Origin of the sequence: Bradyrhizobium sp. NP1 (assembly GCF_030378205.1) — a bacterium.
Classification (GTDB): Bacteria; Pseudomonadota; Alphaproteobacteria; order Rhizobiales; family Xanthobacteraceae; genus Bradyrhizobium.
In genome coordinates, this window is the sequence record NZ_CP127385.1 from 844883 (window position 1) to 861407 (window position 16525).

Genomic DNA, 16525 nt, shown 5'->3' on the forward strand with positions numbered 1-16525 from the left:
CCGGCGATGCGGCGGCAGGCGCGGTTCGCTCTCAGCACGCTGATTGCCCTCGCGCTGACATCAGCCGCCGCGCAGACCGAAGCGCCGAAGCAGGCGCCGACGCCGGCGCAGATGGCCGAATACCGTGCCAGGCTCGCGGAATATGACGCGGCACAAGCGCAATACGGCAAGCTTGCCGATCCCTATTGGGCGCAGGTCAAGGCCAAGCGCGCCGCGCGCACCGCCAAGCGGCGGGCGCATCGCGCGATCACGCTCGACGACTATGTGCTGACGCAGCCGCCCGACTATACCGGGCCGAAGAAGCCGGTCGATCCGTCCGGCGCGAAGGCGCCCGTGCCCGTGGTCGCCGATTTCCTGCGCCATGCTGCCGAGCAGTTCGAGTTCGTGCCGACGCGCCCTGCGAGCGAGATTGATTTCAAGCGCGCCTATGCGCGCGTTGCCGCGGCAGCCGGGCTGACCAGGGATCAGGCGGTGCGCATCTATGGTTTCGAGGCCGGCGGCAACGGCAAATATGACGTGCAGGCGGGTCTCGAATATGACACGCCCGGCGCTGCCGCGATCACCACTGCGCTCGGCTACAATCAGCTCCTGTCCACCAACAGCGTCGAGCTGCTGGCCGAGCAGGGCCGTCAGCTCATCGAGGCGCTGAAGAAGCGCGCGGCCTCGCTCTCCGGCGAACCAAAAAGCCGATTGGAGAACAAGATCGCGATCCTGCAGAAGATGGTCGCGTTCTCGCGAAGCGTGCCCGACGACTGGAATCTGCACGAGCGGCTGGCCGGAACGCCGAAAGGTCTCGGCATTCACGCGCTCAACCTCGACATCGACATCGGCCCGCTGTTGCAGACCCAGAAGCTGCTCAACTCGGTCGTCTTTGCCAAACAGCGCGGCTATCAGGCGCCGTTGACCGCGGCGGAGCTGGAGATGATGAATCTCACCGGCGACGGCAACGGTTTTGACATGATCGCGATGCCGCAGGAGTTGCGTGCCAGGGTGCCGACCTCGAACTTTTTCAACCGTTCGGGCTACGAGCACAATCCGGTCGCGAAGCGCAACAATGTGGTATCAAAACTCCTGTCGGCAACCGACGCGGTGATGGACCGCGAAAGCCAGCTTCCGGGTGCGAAGGATCTCGCCGTGGCGTTTTAGGAGGGCTGCATGGACAAGGCGCAAGAGGCGCAATGGTCGAGATGGCGCAGCGTCGCCGATCTCTACCATGCCGTCTTTACCGGCCTCATCCTCATGGTGGTGACGCGACGCGGCACGCCTGATGCCGCCGAATTCGTCTTCCGCGTGTTCCGCCGCCAGCAGCAGGAGCGTTTCCTGCCCGGCCTCGACAAGCTCGGCCTCTCGAAGCTGCCTCCGGCGGTTGCGGCTGCACAATACCATTATCTCTCCAACTGGATCGGCGGCGTGCATGTCGAATACATGCATGAGAGTGACCGCAAGGCCTGGATCCGCTATCCGCCGCCGCGCTGGATCTGGAAGGGCACCGCGATCTGCGGCGTGGCGGGCGAGGTGTCGCGCGCGATGCTGCGCGGCTGGCACGCCAATAACGGCGCAGCCCTCGGCGATCTCAGGCTCGGCTTCGTCTGCACCAAGCAGAGCGTCGACGGGCAAGACGGCCTCGAGGGCTACTATTACCAGTACGACCATCCGCTCGAATTGGACGCGCGGCTTGCCTTCGCGCGCCACGAGGAGGCGCCGCGCTTCGATCCGGCGGCCGCACCAGCGTTGCCGATCGAGAGCTGGCCGAAGCCGCGGCTGGAGAAGGCCTATCGCAACTATGCGATGGAGTATGTGAAGACGGCGGCGCCCGTGATGGTGCAGCTGTTCGGGCCTGAAGACGCTGGCTACCTCCTGCATCTCACCGGCAAGCTGATCGGCATGCAGTATTTCGACGAGGTCGCGCCCGCTTTAGGCGGCCGTCGCGGCGGCGCGCCGGAGTTTGCGACCTTCCTGCAGGCGCTGCTCGCGGCGCAGGACGACGCGGCGGAGCTGGCGCAGTCCGAAGGCCGGTTCATGCTCACGCAGCAGAGCTGGAAGCTGATGGCCGACGTCGGTGACACCCATCCGGCCTGCGCGCGCGTGCTCGACGGCCTGTTCGAGGGCCTTGCCGCAGGTTGCGGACGTCACATCGCGGTGGATCGCGCGCCATCCCCTGGTGGCCGGCCACCCTTCGTCTGGTCGATCGGCTGAATTCCTGTGACCTGCAATCGCGCGGGGTGCCAATGCGCGGCGCGCGCAAGCGAAAGGCCGCGACCATGCTAGGAAGCGCCGGTGATACCGGATCAGCCGGTGTCTCGGGGGAGAGAGATGTCCGATCTCGGCGTCGCGGAAATTCCGGTTGACGAAAATGAGCGTCCGCTGCCGCCGCCACTGGCGCGGCTGGCGAACGCGCTGGTCGACGGGCCTATCCTGCGCACGCTGCTGCGGCTCGCCTGGCCGAATGCCATCTCGCTTGTTTCCGGCACCTGCGTCGTCATTGCCGAGACCTCCTATATCGGCAGGCTCGGCGTCGAGTCGCTGGCGGCGATGGCGCTGGTCTTCCCCTGCGTGATCCTCACCATGACCACCTCGGGCGGCGCGATGGGCGGCGGGGTGTCGTCAGCCATTGCGCGCGCGCTCGGCGCTGGCGACACCGAGCGCGCCTCGGTCCTCGCCGCGCACGCCCTGTTGATCGGCATCGGCTTCGGCCTGACCTTCATGCTCGGCATGCTGATCTTCGGGCCGGCGCTGCTGCAACTGCTCGGCGGCCGTGGCGCGGTGCTGACGCAGGCGATCGCCTACACGCAAATCTTTTTCGGCGGCGCCGTCGTGATCTGGCTGATGAACACCATGGCCGGCGTGCTGCGCGGCACCGGCAACATGAAACTGCCGTCGCTGATGCTCCTGATCTCCGCGATCTGCCAGATCGTGCTCGGCGGCACGCTCGGGCTCGGCCTCGGGCCCGTGCCGCAATTCGGCATGCGCGGCGTGGCGGCCGGCTCGTTGATGGCCTATCTGATCAGCCTGTCGGTGATGGGCTGGTACCTGTTTTCCGGCCGGGCCCGCGTCGTTCCCAAGCTCCGGGGCTTGCGCATCCGGCGCGCGATGTTTCTCGACATTCTCAAGGTCGGCTTCATTTCCTGCTTCTCTCCGCTGCAATCGGTGCTGTCGATTTCCATCCTCACCCACATGCTGGCGGGCTTCGGCCCGGCCGTGCTGGCGGGTTACGGCATCGGCGCGCGGCTTGAGTTCATGCTCACCTCGGTGTCGTTCGCGGTCGGGATTGCCTCGGTGCCGATGGTCGGCATGGCGATCGGCGCGGGGCGGATTGCGCGTGCGCGGCGCATCGCCTGGACCGGGGGGCTGCTGTCCTTCGTATCGCTCGGCGCGATCGGCAGCGTGTTCGCGGTGTTTCCGGAGCTCTGGGTCAATTTCTTCAGCGACAATCCGGATGTGCGCGCGGCGAGCAACCAATATCTGTCGACCGCCGCGCCGATGTACGCCTTCATCGGATTGGCGATGTCGATGTATTTTTCATCGCAGGGCGCGGCCAAGATGTTCGGGCCGGTGCTGGCGCAAACGGCCCGGCTCGCCTTCATCGGCATCGGCGGCTGGTGGCTGTCGAGCCATGACGCCTCGGCGGGCAGCTTCTTCATGCTGGTGGCGGCCTCGATGGTCGTGCTCGGCACGCTCTCCTGCGCCAGCGTGATCTTCACGCGGTGGGGTCCGAAGCGCGCCACGACCCGCGCCGTGCGACCGGCGCTGTCAGCGGCCGCCGAGTAGCGTCCGGCCGCAAGAATCGATGCTCTAGTGGCGGCGGTGACGGCGATGGCCGCCTCCCGCATTCGCCATCCGCATCAGCGGACCGATCATGCCCATGATGTCGCTGATGTTGGCGCTACCCATCATGCCCATCATGTCGCCGCCGCCGAAGCCTCCCGGCGTGCCGTAGCCGCCCAATCCGCCGCCGGCCATCGTCCCGCCAAATCCGCCGCCGTTTTCCATCATGCGGCTCATCATCGGGCCCATGGTCTGCATCAGCATGGCAAAGCGGCGCTTGCCCATCTTGGCCTTCATCATCTCCAGCATCGGCGCCATCCGGGTCATCATGTCGCCGCCGCCACCACTGCCGCCATCGAAGCCGGCGAACTGCGCCCGGGCTGGCGAACCCGTCAGCGTGAACAGCAGCAGCACGGTGGCTGCCTGACAAATCACCTTGTCCGCACCCGTCATGGTCTTGCTCCTCGCGTGCGCGGCTTTCGCGGAAGGCGAAGCCGACCGGACGCACGCGAGCAAGGCTTAAGGACGATGCGATCTGTCCTCCGTGAGAAAAGTCACACTACGGAAGGCGCGGCGTGCGTTCTTGGCTGGGCGCGTTCCGCAAGCGCTTTCCGCATCGCGAGAGCGGCCTGCTCCATCTGGCCGTCGATATAGGGCGCGATTGCGTGCGGCAGCACGTCGACGGTCCAGACCAGCCGGCACTTCGCCTCGCCATCGGCGATCACCTGCACCGAGGCGCTGTGCTGGGTGATGCGCTCGCTGATCACGGCATAGACCAGCCGTCGCCGCGTCTCGTCGCAATCGACCAGCAGCTCGCGCACCGTCGTGCCGTTGGCGAAGGAGACGATGCGCGCTTCGCCGTCGAGCTTCGTGTCCAGCACGAAGCCCGGCACCAGCCGGGTATGCAGCGCGCCGAAATCGGCCACCGCGTCCCACACCGCCGAGGCCGGCGCCTCGAGCGAAATGTCCTTGTGAATGGATGCCATGGTGCGCTCCTTCAGGTGCAAACCGCCTCGACATTGTTGCCGTCGGGATCGATCAGGAACGCGGCATAGTAGGTCGGGCTGTAGTCCTTGCGCGGACCCGCGCCGCCATTGTCGCGTCCACCGGCCTTCAGCCCTTCGGCATGGAATTTCTGGATCGCCGCATGATCGGAAGCGCGGAAGGCGATATGGGCGCCCTCGCCGCGCGGGCCGTCATGCTGATAGAGCCACAGCGCCGGCTCGCCCTTCGGCCCGATGCCGGCATAGCCCTTGTCGCGCGTGCACAGTCCATGGCCGAGCGGCGCCAGCGCGGCCAGATAGAAGCGCACGCTGGCATCGAGGTCGCCGACCTTCAATCCGATGTGATCGTACATAGCAAGTCTCCATGAAAGCGCGCCATCGAGGCGCGCGAGGTGGAGACGACGCTACTTAATTGAGCGCCAGCCGTTCTTGGAAAATCTTGCGGCTGCCCCGCGAGGCCTGGCGGAACTTGAGCGGCGAGACGCCGGCGGCGCGGCGGAACGTGCGGACGAAGTTGGAGAGGTCGCCAAAGCCGACGTCATAGGCGATGTCGGTGATGGAACGCTCCTCGTCCGCGAGCAGTCGCGCCGCATGGCGCAGCCGCGAGCGCACCAGATATTGATGCGGGGTGACCCCGAGCACGCTTGCGAACAGCCGCAGGAAATGGAACGCGCTGAGCTCGGCCCGGCTCGCCGCCTGGTCGAGATCGATCTCGTCTTTCGAATGCGCGTCGATCCACAGCGCCGTTTCCACCGCGCGGCGGCGGTCGCGCGCGGTGACCGGCTGTTGCTTGCGTGCGCGCCCCGAGACGACCTCGACGAAGCGGCCGGCCAGCGCCTGTCCGATCTCGTCGAGCCCGAGATCGCTGCGGCCTTCGGCTGCGGCCTGCCCCAGCTCGCCGAGCACCATCAGTTCGGGCAGCGGCGGCAGGGCGCCGACCCGCCAGGTCTCGGCGTCTCCGCCGATCGCATCGGCCAGTTCCGGCGTCACCGTGAACGACAGGCACTCGTCGCCGCAGACATGGTCATGGGTGCAGACATATTCGTCGCCGGGATGGCCGACCAGCACCGATCCCGCCACCAGCTCGAACAGGCGGCCGCGGCAGTGGCAGCCGAAACTGCCCTTGCGCACATAGGAAATCGAGTGGCCGCGATGCTCTTCGGCAAACGGCTTGTCGTGCGGTCCGAACGTGCAGCGGAAATCCAGCACGGTCAGGGAAGGGGTCTGCAGCAGCAGCGTCGCGCTCATGCGCGAGAATCTAGTGCTCCGATTCCGAAGTTCGCAAGCCCCCCGGGGCATTCTCTGATGCGAACTTCGGAATCAAAGGAGCCCTAGCAAAAATATCATTCTAGTGCGGCGAATTTGAAGTTGACCAGCCCAGCCGCAAAACTGACAGGAACTTCAAATTCGCCGCACTAGTGAGGCGGCCGCGGCGGCGCAACGGGCAGGAGCGCGTCGAACAGGGTCCTGCTGTGCCCTGGCTGGGCACCCTCGATCGAGAGCAGATGACGCTTGGAGATGGTGCCGCCATAGGGCGATATCTTGTCGGCGTAGTGGCCGGCCTCGAGCACGCGATGGCAGGGTACGATGACCATGAAGGGGTTCTTGCCGATCGCCTGCGCCACCGAATGCGAGGCGCCGGAGGCGCCGAGCCTTGTTGCGATCTCGCCATAGGTGCGGGTTTCGCCGCGCGGGATGGCGCGCGTCAGGGCATAGACCCGCTGGTTGAACGGATGAACCCCGGTCATGTCGAGCGCGACGTCGGCGAGCTCACCGTGCTGGCCGCGCAAGGCGCCCGCGATGCCTTCGATCGCGATATCGGCGTTCGGCGACGGACGGCTTTCACGCGCATCGGGATAGAGGTGAAACACGCGGCGCCGAGTGTCGATCTCGCGCGCCTCCGGCAGCTGCACGGCAACGATTCCGGCATCGTTCCAGACGATGCCGCAGCGGCCGACGGCCGTGTCGAATATCGTGTAACCACGCCCCATACGCCACCCAACCCCGGTGGCATCATAACACTGTCATGAAGGAGCGCATCCGGAATCTTGAAAATCGGTTAAGAGGGGTGATGGATGCGCTGCGAGCGCGCCTCGTAGGCGGCGGCCTCGGTCGCCGGCAGCCGCTCGAGGCGCACCGGCACATGCTTGTGGTAGGGCGTCGCCGCGATCGGGTCGCAGTTTCCGCTGTCGGTCAGCGCATTGACGCGCGGGCCGTTGCTCAATCGCTCACCGTCGGCGGCGGGGTAGGCCTGGCCGTAACCGTGCGGCAGCGCGAGCTGGCCGGGGCGCATGCTGTCGTCGGCCTTGCAGCGCACCACGACGCGCCCGCGCGCCGATTGCACCGCGACCCATTCGCCGTCATTGGCGCCGAGCGAACGAAGGTCTTTTGCGTTGATCAGTAGCGCACCGTCGGGGTCGTCGCGCCGCCAGGCGGGGTCGCGAAATATCTGGTTGGCGTTGAACATGCGCCGCTGGCCAGCGGCCAGCACGAAGGGATAATCCGGTGCGGGACCCGCTGCCGCGGGGTCGAGCCGGCCGAGCCACTCCAGCATCGCCGGGATGGCGAGATGGACCTTGCGGTCGGGGTGGCTGATCAGCGACCAGACCTCGTCATAGGCGTGTTCGGTGATGGCAACCCCGCTTCGGCCGCCGACAACGGCGTCGAACAGCGCGTCGCCGAGCGCTTCGTCCGCGACCTTGCCGTCCAGGCCGAGCGCGCGCCGCACCGCTTGCGGCGAGCGCTTGGCGCAGGCGAGTGCCGCCGGCCACAGCGCGGCAGCGGCGGCCGTGCCGTCCGGCAGCGTCGGCCCCAGCGTGTTGTAGAGCAGGAGCGCGCCGAGCGGCGCCGATGACGGGTTCGCCCCCATGAAGGCGCGGAACGCGGCGGCGAAACTACCGCGCGAAGCCTGTGCCGCTTCCCGCAACGGCGCCAGCGCATTGTCGCCGGGGAGCAAGCCCAGCGCGCGGGCGAGCCGGGTGTAGATTTCCGGCTCCGCAAGGGTGCCGGGCAGTGGCGGCACGACGGCGGCGCGCACCTGGAAGAAGTTTTTCGGAAATTCGAAATTGAACAGGGTGAATTCGGTCTTCTCGAATTGCGAGCAGGCCGGCAGCACGTAATGCGCCAGCCGCGCCGTCTCGGTCATGGCGACGTCGACCACGACGCAGAGGTCGAGCGCGGCCAGCGCCTTCTCGACGTCAGCCGTGTTCGCGGCGGTGTTGGCCGGGTTGGAGCTGTCGATCCATACCGCGCGCAGGCGGTCGGGATGCTCGCTCAGCACGGCCTGCGGAAACAGATTGGGCGGCAGCAGCCCCGCGATCACCTCGGTGTCGATGGCGGCGAATTTTTGGTTCGGCGAATTGCCCCACAGCGGCTGCAGCCAGCTATGGAGCTGGTTGGTGCCTTGCCGGCCGAAGCTGCCGGTCAGCACGATCAGCAGCTTTTCCAGGTAGGAATTGAGCGTGGAATGAACGCCCTGCTGGATGCCGAGCTCGACCCGCACGGTCATCGCCTTGGCCTGCATGATCATGTCGACGCAGCGCTCGACCTGGTCGAGCGGCACGTCGGCGGCCTCCGCCCAGCGCTCGACGGGGACGCGCGTGAGCGCCTCTCTCACCGCATCAAATCCAATCGCATGTGCTGCGAGGAAGTCGTGATCGAGGCCGTCGCGGCGCACCAGCAGCGCCAGGATCGCCGCCAGCAGGAACGCGTCCGTCCCCGGCCGCAAGCCCAGATGCAGATCCGCCATCTCGGCGGTCTCGGTGCGGCGCGGATCGATCACGATCAGCTTGCGGTCGGGGTCTTTCCTGATCCGGTTCAGATGGTCGCGCGCATTGGGAAAGCCGTGGGCGATCCACGGATTGGCGCCGATCACAAGCAGCAAGTCGCAATGATGCACGTCCTCGGCGGTGTGGCAGGTCTGGCTGCCGAACAAATGGCCGTTGATCCAGAAGTCGCCGGTCTTCTCCTGCGACAGCGCGTTGAAGACGTGGCGCGAGCCGAGCGCGCGCAGCAGCGCATTGGCATAGGCGCCCCCGGCGTGGTTGCCCTGTCCGCCGCCGCCATAGAGCGCGAGGCTCTTTCCGCCGTGGCGCTCGACCACCGCGCGCAGGCGGCCTGCGATCTCCGTTATCGCGGTGTCCCAGTCGATCGGCTCGAACGTGCCGTCGGCGCGCCGGCGCAGCGGCGTGGTCAAGCGGTCCCTGTGATGGGCGTAGAACGGAATCCGCGCCGCCTTGTTGCAGAGATAGCCTTCCGACTTCGGATTGTCGCGGTCGCCGCGCACCTTGGTGATGCGCTCGCCGTCGATCATGACCTCGATGCCGCAATTGACGTAGCAGAGATTGCAGGCGGTCTTGCGCCACTGTTGGCTCGACATCGAAGGGCTCCATCGTTCGCGGTCGTGCCATGTTATATGATGATCGTCATAGAAACAATCGGCGTCGCACCAGGGGGAAGCGGGTCGGGCGAGAAAGCCGCCGGCAGTCCGCGCCGCCGGCTGCGGGCGAATGACGACGCGCGCGAGCGCCGCCCGAGGCGGTTCCCTCAATTCATTGACAATCAAAGCGGAACTGTAATACCGCTAGGCCCCAGCGCGGGCGTAGTTCAATGGCAGAACGGCAGCTTCCCAAGCTGCATACGAGGGTTCGATTCCCTTCGCCCGCTCCAACAAATCGCTCGGAATCCCTCTGTTCGTGCTGGTCTCACGGTCTGCGCCGTGACGGACGCGTAAGCCCTTACGATGTCCAGGACATCGGCCGCCGCGCAAAGGTCTCGCGCGGCAAGCAAAAGCCCCGGCAGGCCGGGGCTTCAACTCAAGGCAGAGTCAGTGAAGATCAGTACTTCGCGACGACGGGGGTCGGGCTGAAGCGATAATTGATGCCGACCCTCCCGATGTCGTATTCGTGCCGGTAGCGATAGGTGAGGAAATCGCCCGAGGCCGGGAAGAAGTCCGTCACGGTCGAACTGCCGAGGTCGATGTGGAGGTACTCGCCCTTCACGGACCAGTTGCCGATGAAGCCCCATTCAAAGCCGGCTCCGGCGGCCCACCCGGTCCGCGTCGCGCCGACTGAACCGCTGCCGAACGGCGGCGGAGGCACGGTCTGCGAGGTCCCGCTGTCGGTCGTCCCTCCGTAAGCGAATCCGCCGGTTCCGTAGAGCAGGAAGTTGTTCCAGGCGTAGCCGACGCGACCGCGCACGGTGCCAAACCAGTCAAGTGAGGTAAGGCCGGTGTTGATCGTCGGAAAAAGCGGCGGTGCCACTACGGCAGGATGGAAGATCGTAACCGACTGCCTGATCCCGGACGCCTGGAGATCGGTCTCCAAGCCGAAGACAATCTGATTGATTTGCCAGTTGTAGCCCGCCTGGCCTCCGCCCACCACGCCGCTGGGCGACAGGTTCAGGTTGCGCGGGATCGTGCCGCCAGCCACGGCGGTAGGAATGGCAATGCCTCCGGAGGTGGCAATGAGGTCACCGGTACCGCGCTCCCAGCCTCCGCCGACGTTCGCGCCGATGTAGAAGCCGGTCCAATTGTAGATGGCCAAAGCTGGCGGAGGCATGGCCTTGACTGGCATGTCCGCGGCGAATGCGTTGCCGGCTGCGCCGATCAAAAGTGCGGAGGCCGCTAGCGATGCAACAGGCCATCTCATGAAATGCTACTCCAAAAATACAGAATCGAAACTGGAAATTCCGCCAAGACGGTAGCTCCTTACAGCGCGCATTGACTACACGAATCGGATTTTCCAGAGCTCCGAGGAAAATTTTCGCGATCATTGTTGCCGTCATGCCACGCAAACGCGTCTCGCGCATTTCGCTTGTGGACTTCCGAGCCGGCCTTCGCATCGCTCTCAAAAGAATGGCAGAAGGGCTGACGAAACCCGCTGCGCCCCGCCGCCCGGTTCCCGAGCGGTTGTCGCCGTGCCGGCATACACTCTCCATCGTATGGCCATGCTTTGGTCAAATCTGCACTCAGTGATCGCGCTGGTGGAAATGCAACCGCCCTTCTCGGGCGACTTGGACGGCAAAGGGGACGCCAATGAATTCCACAGTGAACCCTGAAGTACCCAAACCCGACGATGTCCTGGTCTCGCGCGCGGATGAACGGCTCGCGCACGCCTACGAACAGATCGCGCGCGCCGACGAGCAGCTGGCGCGTGTAACTGAACAGCTCTCGAGGATGGAGCACGATGCCGCGCGCCATCCTTCGGCTGTCCTGGCTTCCTCCGCCCTGGGCCGCCAACCGTCGCGCGGCAGGTCGGCGCTGCGTGGCTTGATCGGCTTGCTGCTGGCAGCGTGCGTCTTTTCCGCTGCTTTCGTTTTGCAGTCGTCCAACAGCGATGCGGCCAAGCTGATGATCGCCCGATGGATGCCGCAGCTCATTTTGACTTCACCTTTGCGGCTGGAAAAAGCGGAGGCTGCCGCGCAGCCGAGCCCATTGGGCGGCGTCCAGCTGGCCGCGGCCGAGTCAACGTCTGCGCAACCAACGGCTTCAGCCCAGACCACACCGCAGGACGTCGCCCCGGCAGCCGCCCCGCTGGCTGCCGAGTTGGCGCAATTGCGCGAGACGATCGCACGCGACCAGGCAAACCTCGAGCAAAGGCTCGATGAGCTCAAGGCGGGCCAGGAGCAAATGACACGCCTTATCGCCAAGGCTTCCGAACAAATCCAGCAGCCCAGGATGTCGGCGCCTCCGCCGCCGCCGAGTGCCGCGCAGGCACGCAAGCCCGTGCACACGCTCCCCTCGCCGCAAGCAAGAGCGCAGCCGCGCCCTCCGGCGCAGCCGCAGCAGCAGGAACGGTAGTCGTCATCGGCTGCCGTGCGCTGCTTGTTGCGGGCGACCGGGTGCCGGGTTAGCCTGCCAATCGCGGGTAAGCCGACAAGGGTGGCCGGGCGATGACGGTAAAGGGTTCGGATCTTCTCGTTGCGGCGCTCGAGAATGAAGGCGTCGACCGCATCTTCGGCGTGCCGGGAGAAGAAAACCTCGATTTCCTGGAGTCGCTGCGCCGCTCAAAGATCGAGTTCGTGCTGACACGGCATGAACAGGCCGCGGCCTTCATGGCCGCGACGCATGGCCGGTTGACCGGCAAGCCGGGCGTCTGCCTGTCGACGCTGGGGCCGGGCGCCCTCAATCTCTCGACCGGGGCGGCCTACGCGCTGCTCGGCGCGATGCCGATGATCATGATCACCGGGCAGAAGCCGATCATGAGCAGCCGGCAGGCACGGTTTCAGATCGTCGACGTCGTCGCGAGCATGAAGCCCCTGACCAAGCTCGCGCGGCAGATCGTGAGCGCCGCGAGCATCCCGACCGTGGTGCGCGACGCCTTCCGCGCAGCGATGGAGGAGCGCCCCGGTCCGGTGCATCTCGAGCTTCCCGAGGATATCGCGGGCGAGAAGGTAGCGCCGGTCCCCGTCGTTCCGATCCATCCGATCGAGATCCCCGTCGCCAATCGCGCCGCGCTCGATCGCGCCGCCGACATGTTGCAGCAGGCGAAGCGTCCGCTGATCATGATGGGCGCCGCGACCAGCCGTCCGCGATCCACGCATGGAATCGCGAGCTTCGTCCGGCGAACGCAAATTCCGTTCTTCACCACCCAGATGGGGAAGGGGACCGTCCCGGGCGGGACCAACCTCTACATGGGCACAGCGGCGCTGTCCGAGCGCGACTATGTCCATGAGGCGATCGATGCGGCCGACCTGATCGTCGCGATCGGGCACGACCCGGTCGAGAAGCCGCCCTTCATCATGGGCCCCGGCGGCCCGCGCGTCATCCACGTCAGCTACACGCCGGCCACCGTCGAGCAGGTCTATTTTCCCGACGCCGAGGTCGTCGGTGATGTCGGGCCGAGCCTCGAACTCCTGGCCGATCGTGTCGAAGGCAGGCTGCCGCATGCCGGCGCGCTGCTCGCCATGCGCGAGCATATCCTTTCACGGATCGCCGACCGCGCCACCGAAGCGCGCTGGCCGCCGACGCCGCAGCGCATCGTCCACGACGTCAGGCAGGTGATGCCGGAGAACGGCATCGTCGCGCTCGACAACGGCATGTACAAGATCTGGTTCGCGCGCAACTATCGCACGCGCGTCGCCAATACGCTGCTGCTCGACAATGCGCTCGCGACCATGGGCGCCGGCCTGCCCTCGGCGATGATGGCCGCGATGCTCTACCCGGATCGCCGGGTGCTCGCGGTCTGCGGCGATGGCGGGTTCATGATGAACAGCCAGGAGATGGAGACCGCGGTTCGGCTGAAGCTCAATCTGGTCGTGCTGGTGCTCGAGGACGATGCCTACGGCATGATCCGCTGGAAGCAGGCGGTCGACCATTTCGCCGATTTCGGCCTCACCTTCGGCAATCCCGATTTCGCGAAGTATGGCAACTCCTATGGCGCAAAGGGGGGCCGCATCTCCTCGATCGAGAGCTTCGTCCCGACCCTCGATGCAGCCTTCGAGAGCGGCGGCGTGCATCTGATCTCGATCCCGATCGACTATTCCGAGAACGTGCGGGTGCTGGTCGAGGAGCTGCAGGGGCGCGGGATGGGGCGGCCGTGAGCGCGCGCTCTGTTTTCCCACCCCGACGCGCGTGAGCGAGTGACGGGGAGGGATGAAAGCCTGACCGGCAAGTTGCTCCAGCCGCGACTTTCGATACGTCCTGTTAACCTCGCCTTGACCAATGGCTGATTAACTCCGGATACGGCAGTGTGTGTGCTGCCCGGCGTATTGTGAGAGTAGCGTATGAAGCCCGCCCGCCTTATCGTTCTGGCGATCGCCCTGGTTGCGGGCGCCATTGCCGCCTATCTCGCCAGCGGGTCGGACAGCAAGCCGCCGCCGCAAGCCGTGGCGCAGCTCCCCACCATCGACGTCCTCGTCGCCAAGGGCGAAATCGCGCTCGGCCAGACCGTCGCGCCCGAGGATGTGCAGTGGCAGACCTGGACCGACTCGACCGCGAGCGGCAATTTCATTCGCCGCAACGATCGCCCCGATGCGCTGACGCAGATCGTGGGCTCGATCGCGCGCGCGCCGTTCATCGCGGGCGAGCCGATCCGCGAGCAGAAGCTGGTCAAGGCGTCGGGCTCCGGCTTCATGGCCGCGATCCTGCCGTCGGGCATGCGCGCGGTCTCGACCGAGATATCAGCCGAAAACGGCGCGGGCGGCTTCATCCTGCCGAACGATCGCGTCGATGTCGTGCTGTCGCGCCGTGACAAGATTCCCGGGGTCGGCGACGAACCGCCGAAGGAGGTGATTACCTCCGACATCATCCTGACCAATATCCGCGTGCTGGCGATCGACCAGGCGCCGAAGGAAAAAGAGGGCCAGAACGCGGTGCTCGGCAAGACCGCGACGCTCGAATTGTCGCCCTCGGCCGTCGAAATCCTGGCGAAGTCGCGCATGTCCGGCACGTTGTCGCTGGCGCTGCGCAGCATCGCCGATGCCAAGAAGACCGGCGTGGTCGCCAGCAACGATGGCGACAAGCGCATCACCGTGTTCCGCGGTGCCGGCCTGCCGGAAGTGTTCAATTGCGATCCGTACTGCACCAAGCGCTGAGGCGCGCGCTCGCACGCCACGTCGCATAACCAGAGCATCGATGGCCGGCCGCCTGCGCGGCCGGCCATGTCGCGTCAGGCACCCTGCGGGACCTGGTCCAGGAAGCCGGTGATGCTGCGGATGCGGCCCTCCTTCAGCTCGGCGAAATCCGTGCCCTTGATCGGGCTGTCGACGCCGTCGGGCCCGAGGCCCCAGGAAAAGCGCAGGTGATCGCCGAAGCCGCTCGGCTCGCCGATCAGCTTGAACCTGAAATCCGGAAAGCGCTGCTGCACGCCGGCGATCAGCGCGTCGACTTCCTCATGTCCGTTGCCGCGCATCAGCGGATCGGCATAGTGCGCGTCAGCAGTCCATTCCTGACTCAGGATCTCGCGGCGGCGGCTGGCCGTCCGCTCGTTCCACAGGTCGATATAGCGGCTGGCAATCCTGGTGAGGTCGGTCATGACGTGTCTCCTTCTTGAAGCGCCGGGTCGATCGGCTGGTCGACTATCGGGCCTCAAGGTGCGGAGATCGATTACGTCGGAGGTCAAGGCGCGCGTTACGGCTCGACCTTGAGCGTCGCCGTCATGTTCGGATGGAAACGGCAATAATAGTCGACGGTCCCGGCCTTCTTCAGCACGATCGTCGCCGACTTCTTCGGCGCCAGGGTGACGTCGAAGTCGCCGTTGCGCGCGGTGGCAGTATGGGCAAACACGTCCTTGTTGACCCATTCGACGGTGTCGCCGACCCTGGCGGAAACCTGCGCCGGCGAGACCACCAGGTTTTCCATTGAAATCTGGATCGTTGCGGCGCGGGCCGGAGCCGCTGCCGCGCAGATCAACAACACCACTGCGGCCGCGGAGTGCGTGAGGCGCATATCGCAATCCCCAGTTTCTATTTGAGGTCGGCCGCGACATGCTCGGCGTGCTGCTGATGACCCTGGAATATCTTCAGGCCCGTCTGCAGCAGGCTCTTCAGTTCCGGGTTGCTCGCGGACGGGATGAGCTGCGTTTCCAGCGCGCCGTTGACGGCCTTGTGGTAGGCAATTTCGTTGGCGACGTAGGCCTTGTCGAAGGCTGCGCCGCTGAGCTTGCCGAGCTCGGCGAGCTTGTCGGCCGCCTGCTTCGACAGCGCCTTGCTCGTGTCGTTGTCCTCGGGCGTGACCTTCAGCTTGTTGACCAGGTCGAGCGCCTGCTTGTTGACGGCCTCATGATCGCGCACCATGTCTTCCGCGAACGCCTTGACCTCCTTGTTGCTGGCCTTGCCCAGCGCCTGCTTGGCGGCGACGATGTCGATCACGCCGGCGGTGTAGGCGATATGGGCGATCTGCGGATCGGTCGGCTTGCTGTCGGCTGGCTTGGCGCCTTGCGCCAGCGCTGCGCTGCTTAGAAGGCAGATGGCGGCGATCGCCGCGCTCAATCGGAGAAACATGGTTGACGCTCCTGTGGCGCGCGCCCCCGCGATCCGGGGGCGCATATGGGTTGCACAGGGGTTTGATGGCGCGGCAGCGCAGAGGTTCCCGAAAAAATTCAGTTGAAGCCGAGCCGTTCCAGAACCGCCGCGGTCAGGCGCTCGCAGCGCCGGCCGGCGAACGGGAACGCCTCCATCACGATGGGGCCGATCTTGCTCTCGACATTGTCGCGCAGCAGGACGCGGGCGCGATGCAGGCGCGTCTTCACCGTTTCCGGCTTCACACCGAGCAGGTCGGCCGTCTCCTCGACATTCAGTCCCTCGATCACGCGGCTGATGAAGACGAGGCGGAAGGCTTCCGGCAATTCGTCGATTGCGCGCTCGACGACCTGCCGGATCTGGCGCTGAGCCATGGACTTTTCCGGATCATCGTGTGCTGCGAGGGGAAACCGGATGATCTGCGCCTCCATGGGGCGGTCGGCCAGCGACGTCCATTCGGCGATTGAGCGTTGCCGCCTGAGCCGCCCCAGCGCTTCGTTGATCGCGATCCGTGCCAGCCAGGTCGCCAGGCTGGAATCGCCGCGAAAGCTCTCGATATGCGTGAACGCCTTGATGTACGTCTCCTGCACCACATCTTCGGCTTCGCCGTCGTCGCGCAGGATGCCCCGCGCCAGCCGATAGAGCCTGCGGTTGTTGGCAGCGATGACGGCGCGAACAGCCGTCTCGTCGCGGGCAAGCACCCGCTGGACAAGGTCGGCGTCACCGGCGGTCGCTCCGGCAGGGCGTGGTGCCCGTTGCATGGTGGTTGTCTGCCTTCTGCGTTGCCGAGTATGCCA

17 protein-coding genes and 1 tRNA gene are annotated in these 16525 nt (G+C 65.9%); 7 read left to right on the forward strand and 11 right to left on the reverse strand.

The genetic code is table 11. From position 1 onward, the window contains the following. Positions 1-6: 6 nt before the first annotated feature. The 3 genes from QOU61_RS03965 to QOU61_RS03975 all read left to right on the forward strand — a co-directional run bounded on the left by QOU61_RS03965 (position 7) and on the right by QOU61_RS03975 (position 3768). Positions 7-1146: an invasion associated locus B family protein gene (locus tag QOU61_RS03965; RefSeq protein WP_289656833.1), complete on the forward strand. Its 1140-nt coding sequence runs from the start codon at positions 7-9 to the stop codon at positions 1144-1146. A gap of 9 nt (positions 1147-1155) precedes the next feature. Further along, the gene (locus tag QOU61_RS03970) at positions 1156-2196 is read left to right on the forward strand and encodes a hypothetical protein (RefSeq protein ID WP_289656834.1); all 1041 of its coding nucleotides are present in this window, start codon (positions 1156-1158) and stop codon (positions 2194-2196) included. A 117-nt stretch (positions 2197-2313) separates the two neighbouring features. Next, positions 2314-3768, forward strand: a complete 1455-nt coding sequence (locus tag QOU61_RS03975; protein ID WP_289656835.1) for an MATE family efflux transporter — start codon at positions 2314-2316, stop codon at positions 3766-3768. Positions 3769-3792: 24 nt separating this feature from the next. Here the strand turns inward: QOU61_RS03975 and QOU61_RS03980 are convergent, their stop codons facing one another. From QOU61_RS03980 to QOU61_RS04005, 6 genes are all read right to left on the reverse strand, one after another. Further along, on the reverse strand, positions 3793-4218 hold the full coding sequence (locus QOU61_RS03980) for a hypothetical protein (protein WP_289656836.1): 426 nt from the start codon (positions 4216-4218) through the stop codon (positions 3793-3795). Between the two features lie 101 nt (positions 4219-4319). Continuing rightward, entirely contained in the window at positions 4320-4751 is a 432-nt protein-coding gene (locus tag QOU61_RS03985; protein ID WP_289656837.1) for an SRPBCC family protein, read from the reverse strand. A gap of 11 nt (positions 4752-4762) precedes the next feature. Next, entirely contained in the window at positions 4763-5122 is a 360-nt protein-coding gene (locus tag QOU61_RS03990) for a VOC family protein (RefSeq protein WP_289656838.1), read from the reverse strand. A 55-nt stretch (positions 5123-5177) separates the two neighbouring features. Next, positions 5178-6017 carry a helix-turn-helix transcriptional regulator gene (locus QOU61_RS03995; protein WP_289656839.1) on the reverse strand — a complete coding sequence of 280 codons (840 nt, stop codon included), beginning with the start codon at positions 6015-6017 and terminating at the stop codon, positions 5178-5180. A 167-nt stretch (positions 6018-6184) separates the two neighbouring features. Continuing rightward, positions 6185-6760, reverse strand: a complete 576-nt coding sequence (locus tag QOU61_RS04000) for a methylated-DNA--[protein]-cysteine S-methyltransferase (RefSeq protein ID WP_289656840.1) — start codon at positions 6758-6760, stop codon at positions 6185-6187. A 68-nt stretch (positions 6761-6828) separates the two neighbouring features. Next, positions 6829-9147 (reverse strand): molybdopterin-dependent oxidoreductase, encoded by a 2319-nt coding sequence (locus tag QOU61_RS04005; RefSeq protein ID WP_289656841.1) that lies wholly within the window; start codon positions 9145-9147, stop codon positions 6829-6831. Between the two features lie 216 nt (positions 9148-9363). On the opposite strand from QOU61_RS04005, the gene QOU61_RS04010 reads away from it, so the two are divergent. Further along, positions 9364-9437, forward strand: a tRNA-Gly gene (locus QOU61_RS04010). 167 nt (positions 9438-9604) lie between these two features. Here the strand turns inward: QOU61_RS04010 and QOU61_RS04015 are convergent. Continuing rightward, the gene (locus tag QOU61_RS04015; protein ID WP_289656842.1) at positions 9605-10417 is read right to left on the reverse strand and encodes an outer membrane protein; all 813 of its coding nucleotides are present in this window, start codon (positions 10415-10417) and stop codon (positions 9605-9607) included. A 386-nt stretch (positions 10418-10803) separates the two neighbouring features. On the opposite strand from QOU61_RS04015, the gene QOU61_RS04020 reads away from it, so the two are divergent. From QOU61_RS04020 to cpaB, 3 genes are all read left to right on the forward strand, one after another. After that, positions 10804-11568 carry a hypothetical protein gene (locus tag QOU61_RS04020; RefSeq protein WP_289656843.1) on the forward strand — a complete coding sequence of 255 codons (765 nt, stop codon included), beginning with the start codon at positions 10804-10806 and terminating at the stop codon, positions 11566-11568. A gap of 92 nt (positions 11569-11660) precedes the next feature. Next, on the forward strand, positions 11661-13310 hold the full coding sequence (locus QOU61_RS04025; protein WP_289656844.1) for an acetolactate synthase large subunit: 1650 nt from the start codon (positions 11661-11663) through the stop codon (positions 13308-13310). A gap of 183 nt (positions 13311-13493) precedes the next feature. Next, the gene (gene cpaB / locus QOU61_RS04030; protein WP_289656845.1) at positions 13494-14303 is read left to right on the forward strand and encodes a Flp pilus assembly protein CpaB; all 810 of its coding nucleotides are present in this window, start codon (positions 13494-13496) and stop codon (positions 14301-14303) included. Between the two features lie 74 nt (positions 14304-14377). Here cpaB and QOU61_RS04035 read toward each other — a convergent pair whose 3' ends face one another. From QOU61_RS04035 to QOU61_RS04050, 4 genes are all read right to left on the reverse strand, one after another. Beyond that, the gene (locus tag QOU61_RS04035; RefSeq protein WP_289656846.1) at positions 14378-14743 is read right to left on the reverse strand and encodes a nuclear transport factor 2 family protein; all 366 of its coding nucleotides are present in this window, start codon (positions 14741-14743) and stop codon (positions 14378-14380) included. 95 nt (positions 14744-14838) lie between these two features. Then, a complete protein-coding gene (locus QOU61_RS04040; protein ID WP_289656847.1) occupies positions 14839-15156 on the reverse strand; it encodes a cupredoxin domain-containing protein in 318 nt (105 codons plus the stop codon). Positions 15157-15173: 17 nt separating this feature from the next. Continuing rightward, positions 15174-15710 carry a DUF4142 domain-containing protein gene (locus QOU61_RS04045; protein ID WP_289656848.1) on the reverse strand — a complete coding sequence of 179 codons (537 nt, stop codon included), beginning with the start codon at positions 15708-15710 and terminating at the stop codon, positions 15174-15176. Positions 15711-15808: 98 nt separating this feature from the next. Beyond that, positions 15809-16489, reverse strand: coding sequence for an RNA polymerase sigma factor (locus QOU61_RS04050; RefSeq protein WP_289656849.1), 681 nt, complete (start codon positions 16487-16489; stop codon positions 15809-15811). Positions 16490-16525: the final 36 nt, after the last annotated feature.

Bases quoted from the DNA above. Each gene is read 5' to 3' on its own strand.
- QOU61_RS03965 (WP_289656833.1), top strand. From the start codon at position 7: ATGCGGCGGCAGGCGCGGTTCGCTCTCAGCACGCTGATTGCCCTCGCG.
- QOU61_RS03970 (WP_289656834.1), top strand. From the start codon at position 1,156: ATGGACAAGGCGCAAGAGGCGCAATGGTCGAGATGGCGCAGCGTCGCC.
- QOU61_RS03975 (WP_289656835.1), top strand. From the start codon at position 2,314: ATGTCCGATCTCGGCGTCGCGGAAATTCCGGTTGACGAAAATGAGCGT.
- QOU61_RS03980 (WP_289656836.1), bottom strand. From the start codon at position 4,218: ATGACGGGTGCGGACAAGGTGATTTGTCAGGCAGCCACCGTGCTGCTG.
- QOU61_RS03985 (WP_289656837.1), bottom strand. From the start codon at position 4,751: ATGGCATCCATTCACAAGGACATTTCGCTCGAGGCGCCGGCCTCGGCG.
- QOU61_RS03990 (WP_289656838.1), bottom strand. From the start codon at position 5,122: ATGTACGATCACATCGGATTGAAGGTCGGCGACCTCGATGCCAGCGTG.
- QOU61_RS03995 (WP_289656839.1), bottom strand. From the start codon at position 6,017: ATGAGCGCGACGCTGCTGCTGCAGACCCCTTCCCTGACCGTGCTGGAT.
- QOU61_RS04000 (WP_289656840.1), bottom strand. From the start codon at position 6,760: ATGGGGCGTGGTTACACGATATTCGACACGGCCGTCGGCCGCTGCGGC.
- QOU61_RS04005 (WP_289656841.1), bottom strand. From the start codon at position 9,147: ATGTCGAGCCAACAGTGGCGCAAGACCGCCTGCAATCTCTGCTACGTC.
- QOU61_RS04015 (WP_289656842.1), bottom strand. From the start codon at position 10,417: ATGAGATGGCCTGTTGCATCGCTAGCGGCCTCCGCACTTTTGATCGGC.
- QOU61_RS04020 (WP_289656843.1), top strand. From the start codon at position 10,804: ATGAATTCCACAGTGAACCCTGAAGTACCCAAACCCGACGATGTCCTG.
- QOU61_RS04025 (WP_289656844.1), top strand. From the start codon at position 11,661: ATGACGGTAAAGGGTTCGGATCTTCTCGTTGCGGCGCTCGAGAATGAA.
- cpaB (WP_289656845.1), top strand. From the start codon at position 13,494: ATGAAGCCCGCCCGCCTTATCGTTCTGGCGATCGCCCTGGTTGCGGGC.
- QOU61_RS04035 (WP_289656846.1), bottom strand. From the start codon at position 14,743: ATGACCGACCTCACCAGGATTGCCAGCCGCTATATCGACCTGTGGAAC.
- QOU61_RS04040 (WP_289656847.1), bottom strand. From the start codon at position 15,156: ATGCGCCTCACGCACTCCGCGGCCGCAGTGGTGTTGTTGATCTGCGCG.
- QOU61_RS04045 (WP_289656848.1), bottom strand. From the start codon at position 15,710: ATGTTTCTCCGATTGAGCGCGGCGATCGCCGCCATCTGCCTTCTAAGC.
- QOU61_RS04050 (WP_289656849.1), bottom strand. From the start codon at position 16,489: ATGCAACGGGCACCACGCCCTGCCGGAGCGACCGCCGGTGACGCCGAC.